The sequence below is a fragment of the Streptomyces sp. x-19 genome, from assembly GCF_046549115.1.
Lineage (GTDB): Bacteria > Actinomycetota > Actinomycetes > Streptomycetales > Streptomycetaceae > Streptomyces > Streptomyces albulus_C.
Genome location: NZ_JAJPWK010000016.1, coordinates 65,393 through 82,212, shown reverse-complemented (window position 1 = coordinate 82,212; position 16,820 = coordinate 65,393). Strand labels below are relative to the sequence as shown.

Below are 16,820 nucleotides of genomic sequence, written 5' to 3'. Positions count from 1 at the left end.
CGCCCCCACAAAGGATCGACAAAGAAGCATTGACACTTTGTTGAAGGCGAGATAGACCGGTGCGAACGGCGTGAGCTTGTCCGACAAGCAGGCGACGTGAGGCAGGCGGGCACCGCACGCCGCACCGGCCGGCCCCCGTCGGCCCGCCGCCGGCCCGCCGCCGACGCCCCTCTCCGCACTCCATCCCGCCCAGCCCCGAGGAGCCGTCATGCCCATGACGTGCCGTGAGCGCCCCCGTACGGCGCGGCCCGCGAACCCGCGCTTCATGCTGCCGGCCCTGATGCTGGCCGTGCTCGGGTACCAGATCAACGCCACGATGCTCAGCCCGGCGCTGCCCGACGTGGTCCGGCGCCTGCACACCACCAGCGGCCTGGTCGGGCTGTCACAGACGCTGTTCTTCCTGTTCGCGGCGGTCGGGCAAGTCACCTTGGCGCGGCTGAGCGACTACCGGGGCCGCAAGCCGATGATGCTGGCCTGCCTGGCGATGCTGATCGTCGGAAGCCTGGCCTGCGCGCTGGCGCCGAACATCACCGTCTTCATCGCCGGCCGCGTGCTCCAGGGCGTCTCGGCCGCGACCTTCTCCCTGGCCTTCCTGACCCTCAACGACGTCCTCGACCCGGCCTCCTTCGGCCGCGCGGCCGGCATCATCAGCGCCGTCAACGGCGGCTTCGCGGGCGTGGACGCCATCGCCGGCGGCTGGCTGGCCGACACCGTCGGGTTCCGCGCCATCTTCCTGGGCAGCCTGTTGCTCTCCGTGCTCGGCACCGCCGCCGTGTTCCGCGGCGTGCCGGCCGTCCCGCCCACGTCCCGGGGCCGGATGGACTGGCTGGGGGCCGGCCTGCTCGGGCTGGGCCTGACCGGGCTGCTGGTCGGGCTGGCCCAGGGCGCCTCCTGGGGCTGGACCTCCCTGCCCAGCGCGGTCAGCCTCGCGGGCGGCCTGCTCGCCCTGATCGCCTTCGTCCTGGTCCAACGCGCCCGCGGCGACCATCGCCGGGCCACCGCCGCCGCGGCGGGGACGGCCGCCACCGCGGTGATCGACATCCGGCTGCTCGCCTCGCGCCGCGCCTGGCCGCTGCTGCTGACCGTCACCCTCACCCTCGCCGGCGCGTTCGGGGCCCTCGCCCTGACCATCCCGCTCTTCACCCAGGACCCGCACGCCGGCTACGGACTCTCCGCCACCCACGCCGCCCTCATGTACGCCACCCCGGCCTCCGCCATCGGCGTGGTCGGCGCCCCGCTCGCCGGCCACCTCGGTCCGCGGTTCGGCTGGCGGCGCATCGCACTGATCGGCGCGGCGGGCTCACTGCTCGCCTTCGCGGCCGCGGTGACCTTCCTGCACAGCGGTTGGGCGCTCTTCGCGGCACTCGCCGTCCTCGGCCTCACCTACAACGGCATCAGCATCACCGCGCTCAACGGCCTCGCCGTGGTCTCCGCGCCCAAGGGCCAGGAAGGCGCCCTCACGGGCCTGACCGGCGCCTGCTTCGGCATCGGCGCGTCGCTCGGCACCGCCCTCGCCTCCGGACTCATCACCGCGGCCGGCGCCGGCGGCGCCAAGGGGACCGACGTCTACACCGGCGCCCTGTACGCCTCGCTGGCCCTCCTCGTCCTCGCCATGGGAGCCGCCCTCCTCATCAAGCGGCTGCCCGCCACCGCAGCCGACCACGAGGACGGCGAACGCCCCCGCCAGGCGGTATCCGCCCATCTGTGACGCCGATCCGCCGGCGGCGCCGGTCCGCCGCTCCGCTCCGGTGGTGACGCAGATCCAAGTCAGCCGGCGACGCCGGTTCCGTCGGTGACGCTGCCGGCGCCCGTGTGAGCTTGCGTAGGAGGGGCGGCGCCCACGCCGGCGGCGCATCGACCGCTGCGCCGCATGCCTCGGTACACCGGCGAAGCGGTCATGCGAAAATCTGCCGTGACCTCCCAGAGCAACACGCCTCCAGCATCTGCCGACACCTTCTGGACAGAACGTCGCATCTGCTTCCTGTCCACGCCCCGGCCCGACGGCACACCTCACCTCGTTCCGGTGGGTGTCACCTACGACCCCGAAACGCGCATCGCCCGGGTCATCAGCAGCGCCGGCAGCAAGAAGGTCCGCAACCTCCGCGCAGCCGCTCCCGGCACCGTCGTCGCCGTCAGCCAGGCCGAAGGCCGACTCTGGTGCACCCTGGAGGGCACCGCCACCGTCAAGGACGACCCGGCATCCGTCGCCGACGCCGAACGCCGCTACGCCGAGCGCTACAAGACCCCGCGCCCCAATCCCCAGCGCGTCGTCATCGAGATCACCGTCACCCGCGCCATGGGCACTGCCAAGCCGCCCGGCTGGTAGCCCTGCCTCCGACAGCACGCACCCGCGCCGCCGCATGCCCGCCGCATGCCCGCCGCCCACGTCCGGCGCGAGCGGGCGCAACGCGGCGTGGGATCGCCGGTTGGCCGAACCGGCGATCCCACGCACCACCCGCCCACCACCGAGGCGTGCCCGAACTGCACGGCGCCTGGGGGTGGTTGCGGGGTCAGTGCACCGGCTGGGGGGCAATCGGCGCAGGTGACGGCTCGGATGTCCGTCCCAGGTGGTTGAAGGCGAGGTTGAGGAGGACGGCGACGACGCAGCTCGCGCTGATCCCGGAGTCGAGGATGATGCGCAGGCTCTCGGGGAAGGCGTGGTAGAAGTCCGGGGCGGCCATGGGGATGATGCCGGCGCCGAGGGAGATGGCGACGATGAGGACGTTGTCGCCGTGTTCCAGCGCGGACTTGGCGAGGGTCTGCACTCCGCTGGCGGCAATGGTGCCGAAGAGGGTGATGCCGACGCCGCCCAGAACGGGCTGAGGGATGAGGGCGACGAGCGAGGCCAGCATGGGGCAGAGCCCGAGCAGGATGAGGATGCCGCCGGCCGCGGCGACGACGAAGCGGCTACGGATCTTGGTGATCGCCACCAGGCCCACGTTCTGGGCGAAGGCGCTGGCAGCGAACGCGTTGAAGAAGGGGCTGATGGCGGTGCCGAGGCCGTCGGCGCGCAATGCTGCGGCCAGGGTCCGGGGTGGACAGGCCGACTCCGATGCCGACGACGAGGGGCGGCGCGACGACGCCCGCGTACATCGCGGCCACGTGCTGCAACCCGGCACCGATCAACTTGACCGGGGGCAGGGCCTGGTCGACGGGATGCTTGGCCGCCCCGCTCTCGGGGGTCTGGGGGTCGTTCATGGTCAGGTCGCTCCTGGAATGGGCATGATCGGTGGCGTGACCGGCACCGCACACGCCGCCAGGGGCGTGCGTGAGGGGCCGGCCGCGCGGTGTGCGGTCGGATGGCGAAGTGGCAGGGGTACGGCTGCGGACGTGCCGCAGGTGCCGGGTGTGCCGGTGGGGGTTCGGGCCTCGGCGGCGCGCGGATGCGCGGGGCGTCGACAGGACTCCCTGACCGGAGGCCCCGGCGGGGCCTGGCGCAGCGGGAGTCCGGCGTACGCCGGGAATGTGGATCGGCGGCCGGCCGGAACGGGGATGGTGTCCCGGGCTGCGCCGATCGACCGGAGAAGCCGCACGGCCGTGGTGTCCACGGGATCGGGGCGGCTCCGGTCTCACCGAGCCGAGTCAGTTCCTCACGGTTTCAAGAATCTGTCAAGGAATGGAATTCTGGGACCAGTTCGACGAATTGCGGCCCACCCGTGAGAGTGTGCGCCGATCCGTTCCGGTCGTTGGTTCCGACCACGAAAGCGGCCGGAAAATCACGGCCTTTTCTATTGGATCGTACATAGCCCGGAGGCGGCCGCTTTTGCCTCCTTGAAGGCATCGCAGTCGACGCGTACCGGTGCCGCGTGGTCACTCCCGTCCAGCGTCCAGCGGACCCTTGACCGGCCGGCCGCCGCACGACCCGACCACCACCGCCAGGCTCACCACCCCTTTCCCTTCGCCGTCGCCTGGGCAGCCACCCCACCGAAACTGCGGGGTCAACGGAGCCATTGGCCGGCACAAGAAAGGCGCAACACGGCGCCGTATTGCCGGTGAGTCAAAACGGAAATGCCGTAGAAGCTTGATGGCCCGCCACCTGACCACGTTTCGAAAGGCATCGCCGAGATGGCCATCAACGCGACACGTGGTGGGGCCCGCTCGCCCTCACCGGCCCCCGCACCTGCTCGCGGGCGCGGTGCGGGACGAGGACGCAGTGCGTGATCGGGTGCGTGACGCGCGCAGCGTCTGCGACAGCGCGTCCACGGTCACGCCCACGATGGCCTGGAGCTGTGTCGGGCTCGCCCCGGCCCGGCTCATGACGGCGAGCGACTGGTTCACGGCCGCCGTGTGTACGGCGAAGGTCTCGGCGTCCTGGTCGGTCAGTCGGCCGGCCTTCAGTGCGGCGCGCAGGCGCTGCAGCTGGAAGCCGAACGCCTGCTTGGCGTGCGCCGCGACGCTCGGACTCAGCGCTGGAATCGCCATGGCCGACTGGGCCATCAGGCACCCATCGGGGAGTTCGGGATCGGCGATGCGCTTGAGGGTGACGTCGAAGAACGCACGAACGGCGGCCACGGGTTCCGAGGCCGCACACGAAAGGGCGGCGTCGTACTTCTCGCCGTAGCGCGCGGCGTAGAGGTCCAGGCAGCGCAGGAAGAGCGTGTCCTTGTCGCCGAGGGAGGAGTAGATGGAACTGCGGTTCAGACCGGTTGCCCGAGACAGATCGCCCAATGAGGTGTCGGCGTAGCCGTTGCGCCAGAACTGGATCATCGCGGCGTCGAGCGCCGTGTCCATGTCGAACTGCTTCTTGCCTGCCACGCGGCACTTCCTTGCCGATGCGTCGATGGTTCGGGCCGTGTTGCGCACCATTCTATCTTGAACCGATCGGTCCAAGATAAGTTAGCCTTCGAACGTGGTCATGGCCAGGCATGCTGCGGGCACTTCGCGACCGTGCGAGAAACACCCCCACGTGGCCCCAGCCACGGCCGCCGGCCACTCCGCCCCGACCGCACACCCGCCCCCGATGGAGGATCCCCGTGACCGGCCCGGCAACCAGCACTCCGCATGACTCCGAAAGCAACCCCATCCGCGACCTGCCCCTGCAGCATCTGGCCGGATTCACTCACCGCTGGGTCGACGCGGACGGCGTCCGCCTTCATGCCGTCGAAGGCGGACGGCCGAACGGCCCGGCCGTCGTCCTGCTCGCCGGATTCCCGCAAACCTGGTGGGCCTGGCGAAAGGTGATGCCCGGCCTCGCCCACCGGTTCCACGTCATCGCGATCGACCTGCCGGGGCAGGGCCACTCCGAGCGTCCGGAGCGCAGCTACGACACGCACGCGGTCGCCGCGCACGTCCACGCCGCCGTGCAGGCTCTCGGAGTGTCGACTTACTCCCTGGTCGCCCACGACATCGGCGCCTGGGTCGCTTTCTCCCTCGCCCTCAACTTCGAGAGCCACCTGCGCGGGGTCGCTCTGCTCGACGCCGGAATTCCCGGAATCACTCTCCCGGAGGCGATTCCCACCGACCCGGATCGGGCGTGGAAAACCTGGCATTTTGCATTCCACCTCGTGCCCGATCTGCCCGAGACGCTGCTCGCCGGCCGCGAACGCGAGTACGTCGGCTGGTTCCTGAAGAGGAAGGCCCTGTCTCCCGACACGTTCGACGACGCCGAGGTCGACCACTACGCGGCCGCCGTCGCCGTCGACGGCGGCCTGCGCGCTTCCCTCGCGTACTACCGAGACGCCGCGGAGTCAGCGCGCAAGAACCGCGAGGCGCTCAAGGGGCGGCACCTGACCGTGCCCGTCCTCGGAATCTCCAGCAGCCACGGCTCCGTTCCTGACATGGCCGCCGCCATCAGCCCATGGGCCGACAACACCACCGGAATCGTCGTGCCCGACGCGGGACACTTCATCCCCGACGAGCAGCCCGAAGCCACCGCGGCCGCGATAGCAGACTTCATCGCCGACCGCGGCTGACGCCCGTCGCACCCACCCGACCGCGCCGCCCCAGGCCGCGCGAACTTCAGACCACAAAGTCCGGCTGCTGTCCTAGCTCACCGCTTCGATTGAGGGCCTCATCAGGCGCCCGGTGGCGCGCTCCATTCCGGGGATTGCTCGCAGGTGCGGTGCGGTCCTCGGGGCCTCAGCCCGGGTCGGGGGCCCAGGAGGAGTCCGACGGGTTACTCCGACTCTGCCCTGCGGTTCCGTTGCGCCCGGTAGCCAGGCCACTCCGGATCGGCTAACTTCTTCACTAGTAGTCGTGGTTCCGAAGTCTCAACGCCCGCGGTACGCGCCGCGGGCGTCGTGCTGTGCAGCAGTGCCCGAGGACCAGGGCGATCACCTCACCCAGGGGCACTGACAAGCCAGTGCCCCCCAACCCTGGACAAGGGGACAACATGGCAACCGGTTCCGTGAAGTGGTTCAACGCCGAAAAGGGCTTCGGCTTCATCGCCCAGGACGGCGGCGGCCCGGACGTTTTCGTCCACTACTCCGCCATCAACGCCGGCGGTTTCCGCTCGCTGGAGGAGAACCAGCAGGTGACCTTCGACGTCACCCAGGGTCCGAAGGGCCCGCAGGCGGAGAACGTCACCCCGGCCTGACCTAAGGCCACGGCGCCCCGAACCACAACGGTTCGGGGCGCTTTGCCGTTGCCGCGCGCCGGACACTGACCGGTGGGTCATGCGACCTGGTCGCGCCGGCCTCGTTCCGACCGGTGTGGGGCGGGGTGATCCGCCGGATCAGGAGTGGGCTCGGCCGGCGCCGCGCTTTCCGAATCGGGCAAGACCCGGTGGATGTGGGAAAGCCCTCACACGGTGGTCAGCGCCGTGCTCTTCCGGCAGCGGACCGGTGTCCCGTGGCGTGATCTGCCGACACGGTTCGGGAAGGGAAGACCGTGCACGACCGGCATCGCGGGCGGTCGGTGGACGGCACGGGGAAAAGCTCCGGCTGACCGTGCAGGCCGATCCGGATGCGGACGGCCGGACCGGCTGGAGCGTGGCCGACAGGGGCTCCATCGCCGCGCCGAGGCGGCGCTCACACGCCGCGACCGTGCCATTGACCGAGGCACCCCGCCCGTACCGAAGCCGGAAGTCCAGTCCTCGTCATCGGCGAAGCCGACGTACCTGGCAGTGGGAGGGTTTGCGCGACACCCAACCCGGCGCTCGTCCCCGACCCGCCGGTGGCCGTCGCGGGGCCTCGTCGGCCGGCAGTGGCCCGGCGCGGCAGGCGACGGGCCGCGGGGCAGGGCGGGTGAATTCCTGGGGGTGCGGAAGGGCGCCGGGCAGTCCCCCATGCGCCGTTCGGGTGACCGGGCGGCGCTGCTCGTCGAGCGGCGCGCGATCAGCGGGTGTCGGCGGATCGCTTGGGGCTGAGGAGCGCGCGTTCGTCGGGAGGGGCGGGCGGCGGGCGGCGGGCGCCCGTTGCGGTGGAGAAACCTTGTGGACAGCGGTGCAGCCGGCTCTCCGCGGCCCGATACTTGATCCGCCGCAGCAGTCCGACGGAAAGGTCACCCGATTGGCTGATTACCCATCAGGGAAGTCGGCATGAGGTCAGCATCAGTCCCCGCCAGAAGCCGCCGTTCGACGCCGTGGCGCGTCAAGATCGAGAACCAGCGAAACCGCATCTGACCTGCAGAGCCTCAGGTCATGGACGTGCTTGCTCAGGACCCCTGGAAGGTATCCATGAAGATGTTGATCAACGTCCCCGAGACCGTGGTGGCGGATGCCCTGCGGGGGATGGCCGCGGCGCACCCGGAGCTGGTGGTGGACGTGGAGAACCGGGTGGTGGTGCGGCGGGACGCGCCGGTGGCCGGGAAGGTGGCGTTGCTCTCCGGTGGGGGCAGCGGCCACGAGCCGTTGCACGGGGGGTTCGTGGGGCCCGGGATGCTGGACGCGGCGTGTCCGGGGGAGGTGTTCACCTCGCCGGTGCCGGACCAGATGGTGCGGGCGGCGGCCGCGGTGGACTCCGGGAGCGGGGTGCTGTTCGTGGTGAAGAACTACACGGGCGACGTGCTGAATTTCCAGATGGCGGCGGAACTGGCGGAGGACGAGGGGGTGCAGGTCGCCAGCGTGCTGGTCGACGACGACGTGGCGGTGCGCGACTCGACCTTCACCGCCGGGCGGCGCGGCACCGGCGCGACGCTGTTCGTGGAGAAGATCGCGGGGGCCGCGGCGGAGGAGGGCCTGCCGCTGGAGCGGGTCGAGGCGGTGGCCCGGCAGGTCGTGGCGTCGTCGCGGAGTTTCGGGGTGGCGCTGAGCGCCTGCTCGACGCCGGCCAAGGGCGGCCCGACCTTCGACCTGCCGGTCGGGGAGCTGGAGTTGGGGGTGGGGATCCACGGCGAGCCGGGGCGGGAGCGGCGGGCGATGATGACCGCGCACGAGATCGCGGACGTCGCGGTGGACGCCGTGCTGAGCGACCTCCAGCCGCAGTTGCCGGTACTGGTCCTGGTGAACGGGATGGGGGCGACGCCGCTGCTGGAGCTGTACGGCTTCGGCGCGGAGGTGCGCCGGGTGCTCGACGAGCGCGGGGTGACGGTGGCCCGTACGTTGGTGGGGAACTACGTCACGTCACTGGACATGGCCGGGGCCTCGGTGACGTTGTGCCAGGTGGACGGGGAACTGCTGCGGCTGTGGGACGCGCCGGTGGCGACGCCCGGGTTGCGGTGGGGACGGTAGACGGTGGGGCGGCAGAGGATAGGGCGGTAGAAGGGTAGTTGGGTGTCGCTCGTGCAGAGGGGTGATGGTGTGGTGGACACGGCGCTTGACAGTGGGTTCTTCGTACGGTGGATGGCCGCGGCGGCCGGTCTGGTGGACCGGGAGGCCGAGCGGCTCACCGAGCTCGACTCGGCGATCGGCGATGCCGATCACGGTGCCAACATGCAGCGAGGGTTCGCGGCCGTGGTGAAGGCGCTGGAGGCGGAGCCGCCCGGTACGCCGGGGGCCGTGCTGGTCGCCGCGGGGCGGCAGCTGATCTCGACCGTGGGGGGTGCGTCGGGGCCGTTGTACGGGACGCTGCTGCGTCGGGCCGGGAAGGGCCTCGGCGATGCGCCGCAGGTGACCGTGGCGGAGTTGCAGGCGGGTCTGCGGGCCGGCCTGACGTCGGTGCGGGAGCTCGGTGGCGCCGCCCCCGGCGACAAGACCATGATCGATGCGTTGGAGCCGGCCGTGGCCGCCTTGGACACCTCGCTGGACGCCGCGGCCGAGGCGGCCGACGAGGGGGCGCGGGGCACCGTGCCGATGCTCGCCCGCAAGGGGCGCGCGAGCTATCTGGGGGAACGCAGCATCGGTCATCAGGACCCGGGCGCGACGAGCTCGGCGCTGCTGTTCGCGGCACTCGCGGAGGTGGCGCGGTGAACGGCCCGGACGCCCTGGTGGGCGTGGTGCTGGTGTCGCACAGCAAGGCCGTCGCGGAGGCGGTCGTGGAGCTGACGACGGGATTGGCCGGCGGGGGCACCAAGGCGCCGGTGGCGGCGGCCGGCGGGACGCCGGACGGCGGGCTGGGCACCAGCTCCGAGCTGATCGCGGCGGCGGCGCGGAAGGTGGACCGCGGTGCGGGGGTGGCGCTGCTGGTGGACCTCGGCAGCGCGGTGCTGACGGTGAAGGCGATGATCGCGGACGGCGACGAACTCCCGACGGGTGCCCGGTTGGTGGACGCGCCGTTCGTCGAGGGTGCGGTGGCCGCCGTGGTCAGCGCGTCGGCCGGGGCGGACCTGGCGGCGGTGGCGACGGCCGCCGAGGAGGCGTACGGCTACCGCAAGGAGTGAGGGCCCGGCCCCGGGACGCGGCGTCAGGGTTTGCGGGCGACCGCGGCGTAGCAGGCGGCCTCGGCGTCGGTGACGTGCGTGGCGTCCTCGGGGCGGTCGGGGCGCCATTGGTGCGAGAGGGTGACGCCGGGGTCGAGGAGTTCCCAGCCGTCGAAGAAGCGCAGGAACTCGGCGCGGGTGCGGAACTGCAGCTCGGTGCCGGCGTCGCGGTAGATCCCGATGATCCGCTCCATCGCGTCCGGGCTGTAGTCCGGGGTGGCGTGGGTCATGGCGAGCGTGCTGCCGCTGGGGAGGGCGGCCTTGAGGGTCTCCACGACGCCGTGGGCGCGGTCCTGGCCGTCGTCGGTGACGAAGTGCATCAGGGCGTTGAGGCTCAGCGCCACCGGCCGGGTCAGGTCGAGGGTGGTGCGGAGTTGGGGGGCGGCCATGATGCCCGCGGGGTCGGTGACGTCGGCCGGTACGTAGGCGGTGCGGCCTTCGGGGGTGCCGCGCAGCAGGGCCGCGGCGTGCGCGAGGACGATGGGGTCGTTGTCGGTGTAGACGATGCGGGCGTCGGGGCTGGCGTGCTGGGCGATCTCGTGGAGGTTCGGCGGCGTGGGGATGCCGGTGCCGATGTCCAGGAACTGGCGCAGGCCGGCGGCGGCGAGGTGTCGGGTGGCCCGGTGCATGAACTCGCGGTTGATGCGGGCCGCGACCAGGGCGGCGGGGAAGACGCCGAGCACCCGGCCGGCGGCCATCCGGTCGGCCAGGAAGTTGGTCTTGCCGCCCAGGAGGTAGTCGTAGATGCGGGCCGAGTGCGCCCGGTCCAACTGCAGGTCCACCACGGGCTCGTGGTCGTTCATCGCGCGCCGCCTCCCCGGATGCGTCGCCCGCCGGAGGGAGCGCCGTCGTGCAGAGCACTGCCCGGTGCGCGGGCGTTCATGCGCCGGGCCGGTTCCGTGCGCCGGGTGCCCGTGTCGTGCGCCGGGGCGCCGGTGGTCGCTCGGTGCACGTCGGTGCGCGGGTTTTGATCGTTCCCGGTCGTGAGTAGTCATATGAATACGGAGCGCAGGATTATTTGTCGTCCGGTGCCACAAATCAGCGAGGTTTCCTGTTGATTGGAGGGTGAGGGCAAACCACCCTCCCGGCGCGGGCCCCGTACCCGGTGGTGTCGCGGCGGTGCACGGCGAACGGAACGAGGACGGCGCGTGAGCACACACCGGGACCGACTTCTGCCGGCCAGCGGGCCGGACCGTGTTGCCCTGGCGGAAATAGCCGTCCCACAGGAATCGGGCGATCAGTTGGCGCTCACCTTCCAGGCGTTCCTGGCCACCCACGCCCGGAAGTGGGTGGCCTACGCCTATCTGCACACCGGCAGCGAGGGCGCCGCCCGTGACGTGACCCTGGCGGCGTACGAACGGCTCGGCCAGGTGTGGCCGCACGCGCTGCGGCAGGCGTCGGTGGATGCCTACGCCTGGTCGCTGCTCAAGGAACAGGTCATGGAGTGGCTCTACGACCGTCGGCAGCCGTTCGCGCTCACCGGGACCGCCGCCTTCGCCGTCGTCACCCACGCCCTGTTGCGCGAGTGCCAGCAGCAGTTCGCCATGTTGGAGAGCCAGTTGGGGCTCTACGCGGCGATCTCGCGGCTGCCGGAGCGGCAGTGCGACGTGATCGTGCTCCGGCACGTCGTCGGGTATCGCGACGGGGAGATCGCCGCGCTGCTCGGGGTGGACGAGGTCACCGTGCGCTCGTACGCGAGCCGGGGCAAGCGGAAGCTGGCCGCCGCGCTCGGCATCGATCAGGGATAGCCGGCCGGGTGGCCGGACAGCTCAGCGGGAGTCGAACATGGGGGAACGGAACATGACGAGGGCGTATCCGGAAGCGGGCGAACGGCGTGAGACCGTCGAGACGTTGCTCAGCGCCGCGGCGGCGGTGGCCGGGATCGGCGGGCTGGCGGACTTCAGCGCGCTGGACGACGCGGGGGCGCTCGACGGGCTGGGCTGCCTGGCGCCGTCCGCGCCGCCGGGGCCGGGGGCGCAGGTGCCGCCCGCGGTGGTGCCGCCGCCGGTCCGGCCCGGGCGGGCCGCACCGAGCGGGTATCCCAGCGCTCGGGACGAGGCCACCCAGGAACTCCAGTTGGCGTGCGCGCTGGTGGTCAATGCGGCGGCGGCCGCGGCGAGCCTGGAGCGGCTGGTGGACGACCACCACATCGACCCCGAGGGGGCGTTGGTCTTCGGGTGCCTGCTGCACATCACCGGGCGGTCCGCGGCGGCGCACTTCTGGTGGCACTTCGGCGCCGGGGCCGGCAGCCGGACCGCGGCGTACTGCCTGTACCTGGCGCACCGCCGGGACGGCGAGTTCCGGGACGCCGCCTACTGGCGCGAGCAGGCCGCGCACGCGCCCGACGAGGGGCCCCGGGCGGTGGCGGCGTTCGACGAGAAGCAGCTGCTGCCGGACGAGGCCCGGCACAACCTGCTCGTGCAGTGGCACAGCGGGCTGGCGCCGACGCTGCCGACCGCGCTGGAGAACGTGATCAACCGACTGGTGGTGGAGGGGGACGACGAGGACTTCGGCGCCATCCCCCGACCGTCGCCGACGCTGGTCGCGGACCTGGGGCGGGCGGCGCTGCACTGATGGCGGGATCGACGGGCGCCTTCAACGTGGGCTGTTTCAGAGGAAGTTGACGCCCTGGGCCAGGGGGAGGTCGGTGGAGTAGTTGACGGTGTTGGTGGCCCGGCGCATGTAGGAGCGCCAGGCGTCGGAGCCGGATTCCCGGCCGCCGCCGGTGTCCTTCTCGCCGCCGAACGCGCCGCCGATCTCCGCCCCCGAGGTGCCGATGTTGACGTTGGCGATGCCGCAGTCGGAGCCGTCGGCGGCCAGGAACCGTTCGGCTTCCCGCTGGTCGCGGGTGAAGATGCTGGAGGACAGGCCCTGCGGGACGCCGTTCTGCAGGGCGATGGCCTGCTCCAGGGTCCGGTAGGTCAGGACGTAGAGGATCGGGGCGAAGGTCTCGGTGCGGACGACGGCGGTCTGGTCGGGCATCCGGACGAGGGCGGGTCGGACGTAGGCGGCGTCGGGGGCCTCGTCGGCGAAGCGGCGGTCGCCGCCGGTGACGACGGTGCCGCCGTCGCGGCGGGCGGCGGCCAGCGCCTCGGTCATGGCGCCGTGCGCCGCGGTGCTGATCAGGGGGCCGACGAGGGTGTCCGGGTGGTACGGGTCGCCGAGCGGGAGCTGCGCGTAGGCGTGTGCGAGGCGCTCGACGAGCGGGGCGGCGAGGTCCTCGTGGACGATCAGCCGGCGCAGTGTGGTGCAGCGCTGGCCCGCGGTGCCGGCGGCGGCGAAGACCACGCCGCGGACGGTCAGGTCGAGGTCGGCGGAGGGGGTGACGACGGCGGCGTTGTTGCCGCCGAGTTCCAGCAGGCAGCGGCCGAAGCGGGCGGCGACCCGCGGCGCCACCTGCCGTCCCATCCGCACCGAGCCGGTGGCGCTGACCAGGGCCACCCGCGGGTCGTCGGCGAGCAGTTCGCCGTGTTCCGGCCCGCCGAGCAGCAGGTGGTGGACGCCGGGCGGGGCACCGGTGTCGGCGGCGGCGCGGGCGAGCAGGGCGGTGCAGGCGAGCGCGGTGAGCGGGGTGAGTTCGGAGGGCTTCCAGATCACCGGGTCGCCACAGACCAGGGCGACGGCGGCGTTCCAGGACCACACGGCGACGGGGAAGTTGAAGGCCGAGATCACCCCGGCGACGCCGAGCGGGTGCCAGCTCTCGGAGAGTCGGTGGCCGGGGCGTTCGCCGGCGATGGTCCGGCCGTAGAGCTGACGGGAGAGGCCGACCGCGAAGTCGCAGACGTCGATCATCTCGCGGACCTCGCCGAGCGCCTCGGAGCGGATCTTGCCGGCTTCGAGGGTGACCAGGTCGGCGAGGTCCTCCTGGTGGGCGGTGAGCAGTTCGCCGAGGCGTTTGACCAGGGCACCGCGGACCGGGGCGGGGACCGTGCGCCAGGTGAGGAAGGTGCGGTGGGCGTCGGCGAGGGCGGCCTCGGCCTGTTCGGGGGTGGTGGCGGGCAGGAGGGCGAGGACGGCGCCGGTGAGCGGGGTGCGGGCGGCGAGGGTGGCGCCGGTGCCGGGGTCGCGGGCCGGGTGGGCGTCGAGGCCGGCCGCGCCGCAGCGGCGCAGCGCGGTGCTGGCGCGGGTCCGCAGGGCGTCGGTGTCGGGGAGGTCGAGGGCGGCGGGGTGTGCGCGGACGGTCATCGGTGACTCCTCGTGGGGCGGGGTGGCTAGGTGTGCTGTCCCGGCACGGTGGGGGCCGGGACGGGCAGGGCGCGGAGGGCCTCGTCGGCGCCCAGGGCGGTCAGTGCGGCGCGCAGCGAGCGGTCCTGCTGTGCGGCGTAGCCGGCGAACGGGTCACGCACCGGACGGCCGAGGGCTTCGGCGAGGCGCTGGGCGTCGAAGGGGGTGCCGTCGCGGTGCGGGTCGCGGGTGCCGTCGCCGGTGAGGTTGGAGCGGAAGATGCCGGCGGCGGAGCGGGGCAGGAAGTCCTCGTAGACGAGCGGGTGGGCGGTGAGCCAGCCGTCGGCGAGCAGGGCGGTGGGGTCGGCGGGCGGGCGGCGGCCGTCGCGGGGGCGGTCGGTCACCGGGCGGTAGGTGAAGAACGCCAGCCGTTCGGCGCGGAGTTGGGCTTCCGTGCGGGGGAAGCCCCGCCCCCACAGGGTGCGGGCGGTCGCCTGGCGTTCGGCGTCGGGGCGGCCGGCGGTGCGGCGGTCGGTCTCGGCCGTGAGGGCGTCGTAGCGGGCCCGGCCGGTGCGGGTCAGGGCGATGCCGCGGGCCTCGACCTCGCCGAAGCGCACGCGCAGGGCGCCGCGGCGGAGCCGGCCGTCGGGTTCGCGGAAGGTGCGGGGTTCGGCCAGTGCGCGGAAGGAGGTCTGGCGCAGCAGCACGTCGGGGCCGTCCCAGCGGGGCGGTCCCTGGATGCGGTCGATCATGGTGATGCCGCGCTCCCCCATCCGCCGGTAGAGGGCGTCGATGTCCAGGACGCGCGGGGTGAGGTGGTTGACGTGGGTGGTGGTGACGCCGCCGATGTCGGCGGCGACCGCGGAGATCCGTTCCAGTTCGGTGTACCAGGCGCGGTCGACGGGCTCGGTGGAGAGGGTGAACGCGTCGACGGCCAGGGTCAGGAAGCGTTCCGCGGGCCCCTCTTCGAGGCCGTGCTCGCGCTCCGCCCGTGCGGCGAGGTCGAGGAGTTCCGGTGGGAAGAGGCGGCGGCGGGCGAGGAAGGCGGTCAGCCGGGACTCCAGGTCGGCGTCGAAGAAGCGGCGGTCGCCGGTGGTGAGGAGGGAGGTGAAGACCCGGAAGGGGTTGCGGTCGAGTTCGGTGGCGTCCAGGGGGCGGAAGGCGGTGGAGACGACGGGGACCGCGCCGACGTCGCCGTCGCGGAGGTCGTAGAAGCCCACCGGGTGCATGCCCAGCGCGGCGAACACCTGCCCGGCCTGGCGGAGTTCGGTGGGGGTGCCGACGCGGATGGCGCCGTGGCGTTCGGCGGTGACCCGGGCGATGCCGCCGAGCCGGCCGGCGTCCGGGTCGCGGCCGGCGACCTCGTCGTTGATCTGCCCGGTGACCTCCAACAGGGTGGTGTAGGCGGGGACTTCGGTGCCGTACATGGCGGAGAGCCGGCGGGCGAACGCGGCGCGCAGCCGCCAGGCGGGGGTCAGGGCCATGGGGACTCCTCTCCCGGAGCGGTCGGGGTCAGATGATGTGGGCTTCGGGGCGGACGGCGCGGTGGTCGTCGAAGCGGGTGGCGGCGAGCGGGCCGACGTCGAGGAAGGGCTCGCGGCGCAGGTACAGGTCGCGGACGATCTCGCCGACGGCGGGCGCCTGGAGGAAGCCGTGGCCGGAGAAGCCGGTGGCGTAGAGGAAGCGGCCGGGGTGCGGGGCCTCGCCGATGAGGGCGTTGCGGTCCGGGGTCATCTCGTACAGGCCGGCCCAGCCGCCGGTGATCGGCATCCCGGCGAGGTCCGGAACCCGGCGGGCCGCGGCGGCGCGGAAGGGGGTCAGCCATTCCCGACTGAACTCCCTTTCATAGCCCGGCCGTTGGTCCGGATCGGACAGACCGAGGAGCAGGCCGTCGGCGCCGTCGTTGTGGAAGTAGAGGGTGGAGGCGTAGTCCAGCGTGAAGGGGATGCGCGGCGGGCGGGGGCGCAGCGGGCCGGTGAAGGCGATCTGGCGGCGCAGCGGGGTGACCGGCAGGGTGACGCCGGCCAGTGCGCCGACGGCGGCGGACCAGGCGCCGGCGCAACAGATCACGGTGGGGGTGCGGACGGTGCCGTGCGGGGTGCGGACCGCCGTGAGGTGGCCGTCGGCGGTGTCGACGGCGGTGACCGGGCAGCGGGTGCGGACGGTGGCGCCGAGCCGGCGGGCCGCCCGGAGGTAGCCGGTGACGGCGGCCTCGGGTGTCGCGTAGCCGTCGGTGGGCGAGAAGGCGGCGGCGACCAGGGTGCGGGGGTCGACGTAGGGGCACAGGTCCCGGGCGGCGCGCGGGGTGATGAGGCGGCTGGGCACCCCGTGGGCGTGCTGGACCTCGACGCCCGCGGCGAAGGTGTCCCGTTCGGCTTCGTCGCCGAGGAGGAAGAGGTAGCCGACGGAGTGCAGGGCGATGTCGGCGCCCGGGCGACGGGCGAAGTCCCGCCAGGCGTCCAGGCTGCGCCGGCCGAGGCGGATGTTGAGCGGGTCGGAGAACTGGGCGCGGACCCCGCCCAGGGGCTTGCCGGACGAGCCGGAGGCCGGCAGGTCGCGTTCGAGCAGCAGCACCCGGCCGACGGCCGCCTCGGCCAGGTGGAAGGCGATGCTGGCGCCGATCACGCCGCCGCCGACGACCACGACGTCGGCGGCGTCGGGGAGCGGGGTGGGCTGCGGGTCGGGGACTGGGTGAGCCAGGGCCGTGGGGTGGGCCATCGGGGCCGCCTTCCCGTCGTCACGTGGTCGTGTCGGCACGCCGTGCCGGGGCACGTCGTCGCATGGGGCGGCCGGCCGCCGCGGGACGGGGCCTGCCGCGGGGCCGGTGCCCTTCGATGGTGACGGGCGGGTGGGCGCCCGTCCATGCAGAGTCGCTGGAGGTGATCTGTGAGGAGCCGTGCGGGTCCGGGGGTTTGCCGGGA

General features: G+C 72.8%; 14 protein-coding genes and 1 pseudogene. 9 read left to right on the top strand and 6 right to left on the bottom strand.

What is annotated here, in order from left to right; genetic code table 11:
• The first annotated feature begins 214 nt into the window (after window positions 1–214).
• Both ACLJT4_RS29110 and ACLJT4_RS29105 read left to right on the top strand, forming a co-directional pair.
• The gene (locus ACLJT4_RS29110) at window positions 215–1,708 is read left to right on the top strand and encodes an MFS transporter (protein WP_411126713.1); all 1,494 of its coding nucleotides are present in this window, start codon (window positions 215–217) and stop codon (window positions 1,706–1,708) included.
• 189 nt (window positions 1,709–1,897) lie between these two features.
• A complete protein-coding gene (locus ACLJT4_RS29105; RefSeq protein ID WP_411126711.1) occupies window positions 1,898–2,326 on the top strand; it encodes a PPOX class F420-dependent oxidoreductase in 429 nt (142 codons plus the stop codon).
• Window positions 2,327–2,510: 184 nt separating this feature from the next.
• Here ACLJT4_RS29105 and ACLJT4_RS29100 read toward each other — a convergent pair.
• Together ACLJT4_RS29100 and ACLJT4_RS29095 are read right to left on the bottom strand one after the other, a co-directional pair.
• Window positions 2,511–3,032, bottom strand: a pseudogene (locus tag ACLJT4_RS29100) (solute carrier family 23 protein); the annotation flags it as partial.
• A 1,072-nt stretch (window positions 3,033–4,104) separates the two neighbouring features.
• Window positions 4,105–4,755, bottom strand: a complete 651-nt coding sequence (locus tag ACLJT4_RS29095) for a TetR/AcrR family transcriptional regulator (RefSeq protein WP_411126709.1) — start codon at window positions 4,753–4,755, stop codon at window positions 4,105–4,107.
• Window positions 4,756–4,973: 218 nt separating this feature from the next.
• Here ACLJT4_RS29095 and ACLJT4_RS29090 point away from each other — a divergent pair, with 218 nt between their 5' ends.
• The 5 genes from ACLJT4_RS29090 (at window position 4,974) to ACLJT4_RS29070 (ending at window position 9,696) form a co-directional block, all read left to right on the top strand.
• A complete protein-coding gene (locus ACLJT4_RS29090; RefSeq protein WP_411126707.1) occupies window positions 4,974–5,912 on the top strand; it encodes an alpha/beta fold hydrolase in 939 nt (312 codons plus the stop codon).
• A 419-nt stretch (window positions 5,913–6,331) separates the two neighbouring features.
• A complete protein-coding gene (locus ACLJT4_RS29085) occupies window positions 6,332–6,535 on the top strand; it encodes a cold-shock protein (protein ID WP_016575107.1) in 204 nt (67 codons plus the stop codon).
• A gap of 1,080 nt (window positions 6,536–7,615) precedes the next feature.
• A complete protein-coding gene (gene dhaK / locus ACLJT4_RS29080) occupies window positions 7,616–8,608 on the top strand; it encodes a dihydroxyacetone kinase subunit DhaK (protein WP_411126861.1) in 993 nt (330 codons plus the stop codon).
• 69 nt (window positions 8,609–8,677) lie between these two features.
• Entirely contained in the window at window positions 8,678–9,286 is a 609-nt protein-coding gene (dhaL, locus tag ACLJT4_RS29075; RefSeq protein WP_411126859.1) for a dihydroxyacetone kinase subunit DhaL, read from the top strand.
• Window positions 9,283–9,696, top strand: a complete 414-nt coding sequence (locus ACLJT4_RS29070; RefSeq protein ID WP_016570410.1) for a PTS-dependent dihydroxyacetone kinase phosphotransferase subunit DhaM — start codon at window positions 9,283–9,285, stop codon at window positions 9,694–9,696. The genes dhaL and ACLJT4_RS29070 overlap by 4 nt, the downstream gene beginning before the upstream one ends.
• A gap of 23 nt (window positions 9,697–9,719) precedes the next feature.
• Here the strand turns inward: ACLJT4_RS29070 and ACLJT4_RS29065 are convergent, their stop codons facing one another.
• The gene (locus ACLJT4_RS29065) at window positions 9,720–10,538 is read right to left on the bottom strand and encodes an SAM-dependent methyltransferase (protein ID WP_411126704.1); all 819 of its coding nucleotides are present in this window, start codon (window positions 10,536–10,538) and stop codon (window positions 9,720–9,722) included.
• Window positions 10,539–10,883: 345 nt separating this feature from the next.
• Here ACLJT4_RS29065 and ACLJT4_RS29060 point away from each other — a divergent pair, with 345 nt between their 5' ends.
• Together ACLJT4_RS29060 and ACLJT4_RS29055 are read left to right on the top strand one after the other, a co-directional pair.
• On the top strand, window positions 10,884–11,483 hold the full coding sequence (locus ACLJT4_RS29060; protein WP_233659619.1) for an RNA polymerase sigma factor: 600 nt from the start codon (window positions 10,884–10,886) through the stop codon (window positions 11,481–11,483).
• Between the two features lie 52 nt (window positions 11,484–11,535).
• A complete protein-coding gene (locus ACLJT4_RS29055; RefSeq protein WP_411126702.1) occupies window positions 11,536–12,309 on the top strand; it encodes a hypothetical protein in 774 nt (257 codons plus the stop codon).
• Window positions 12,310–12,345: 36 nt separating this feature from the next.
• Here the strand turns inward: ACLJT4_RS29055 and ACLJT4_RS29050 are convergent, their stop codons facing one another.
• Genes ACLJT4_RS29050 through ACLJT4_RS29040 form a run of 3 tightly spaced genes read right to left on the bottom strand, consistent with a single transcriptional unit; the run spans window position 12,346 to window position 16,617 of the window.
• Complete coding sequence (locus tag ACLJT4_RS29050; protein ID WP_411126700.1) at window positions 12,346–13,920, bottom strand: aldehyde dehydrogenase family protein; 1,575 nt, start codon at window positions 13,918–13,920, stop codon at window positions 12,346–12,348.
• Window positions 13,921–13,946: 26 nt separating this feature from the next.
• On the bottom strand, window positions 13,947–15,383 hold the full coding sequence (locus tag ACLJT4_RS29045) for a 2-oxoadipate dioxygenase/decarboxylase family protein (RefSeq protein ID WP_411126698.1): 1,437 nt from the start codon (window positions 15,381–15,383) through the stop codon (window positions 13,947–13,949).
• Window positions 15,384–15,411: 28 nt separating this feature from the next.
• Window positions 15,412–16,617, bottom strand: coding sequence for an NAD(P)/FAD-dependent oxidoreductase (locus tag ACLJT4_RS29040; protein ID WP_411126696.1), 1,206 nt, complete (start codon window positions 16,615–16,617; stop codon window positions 15,412–15,414).
• Window positions 16,618–16,820: the final 203 nt, after the last annotated feature.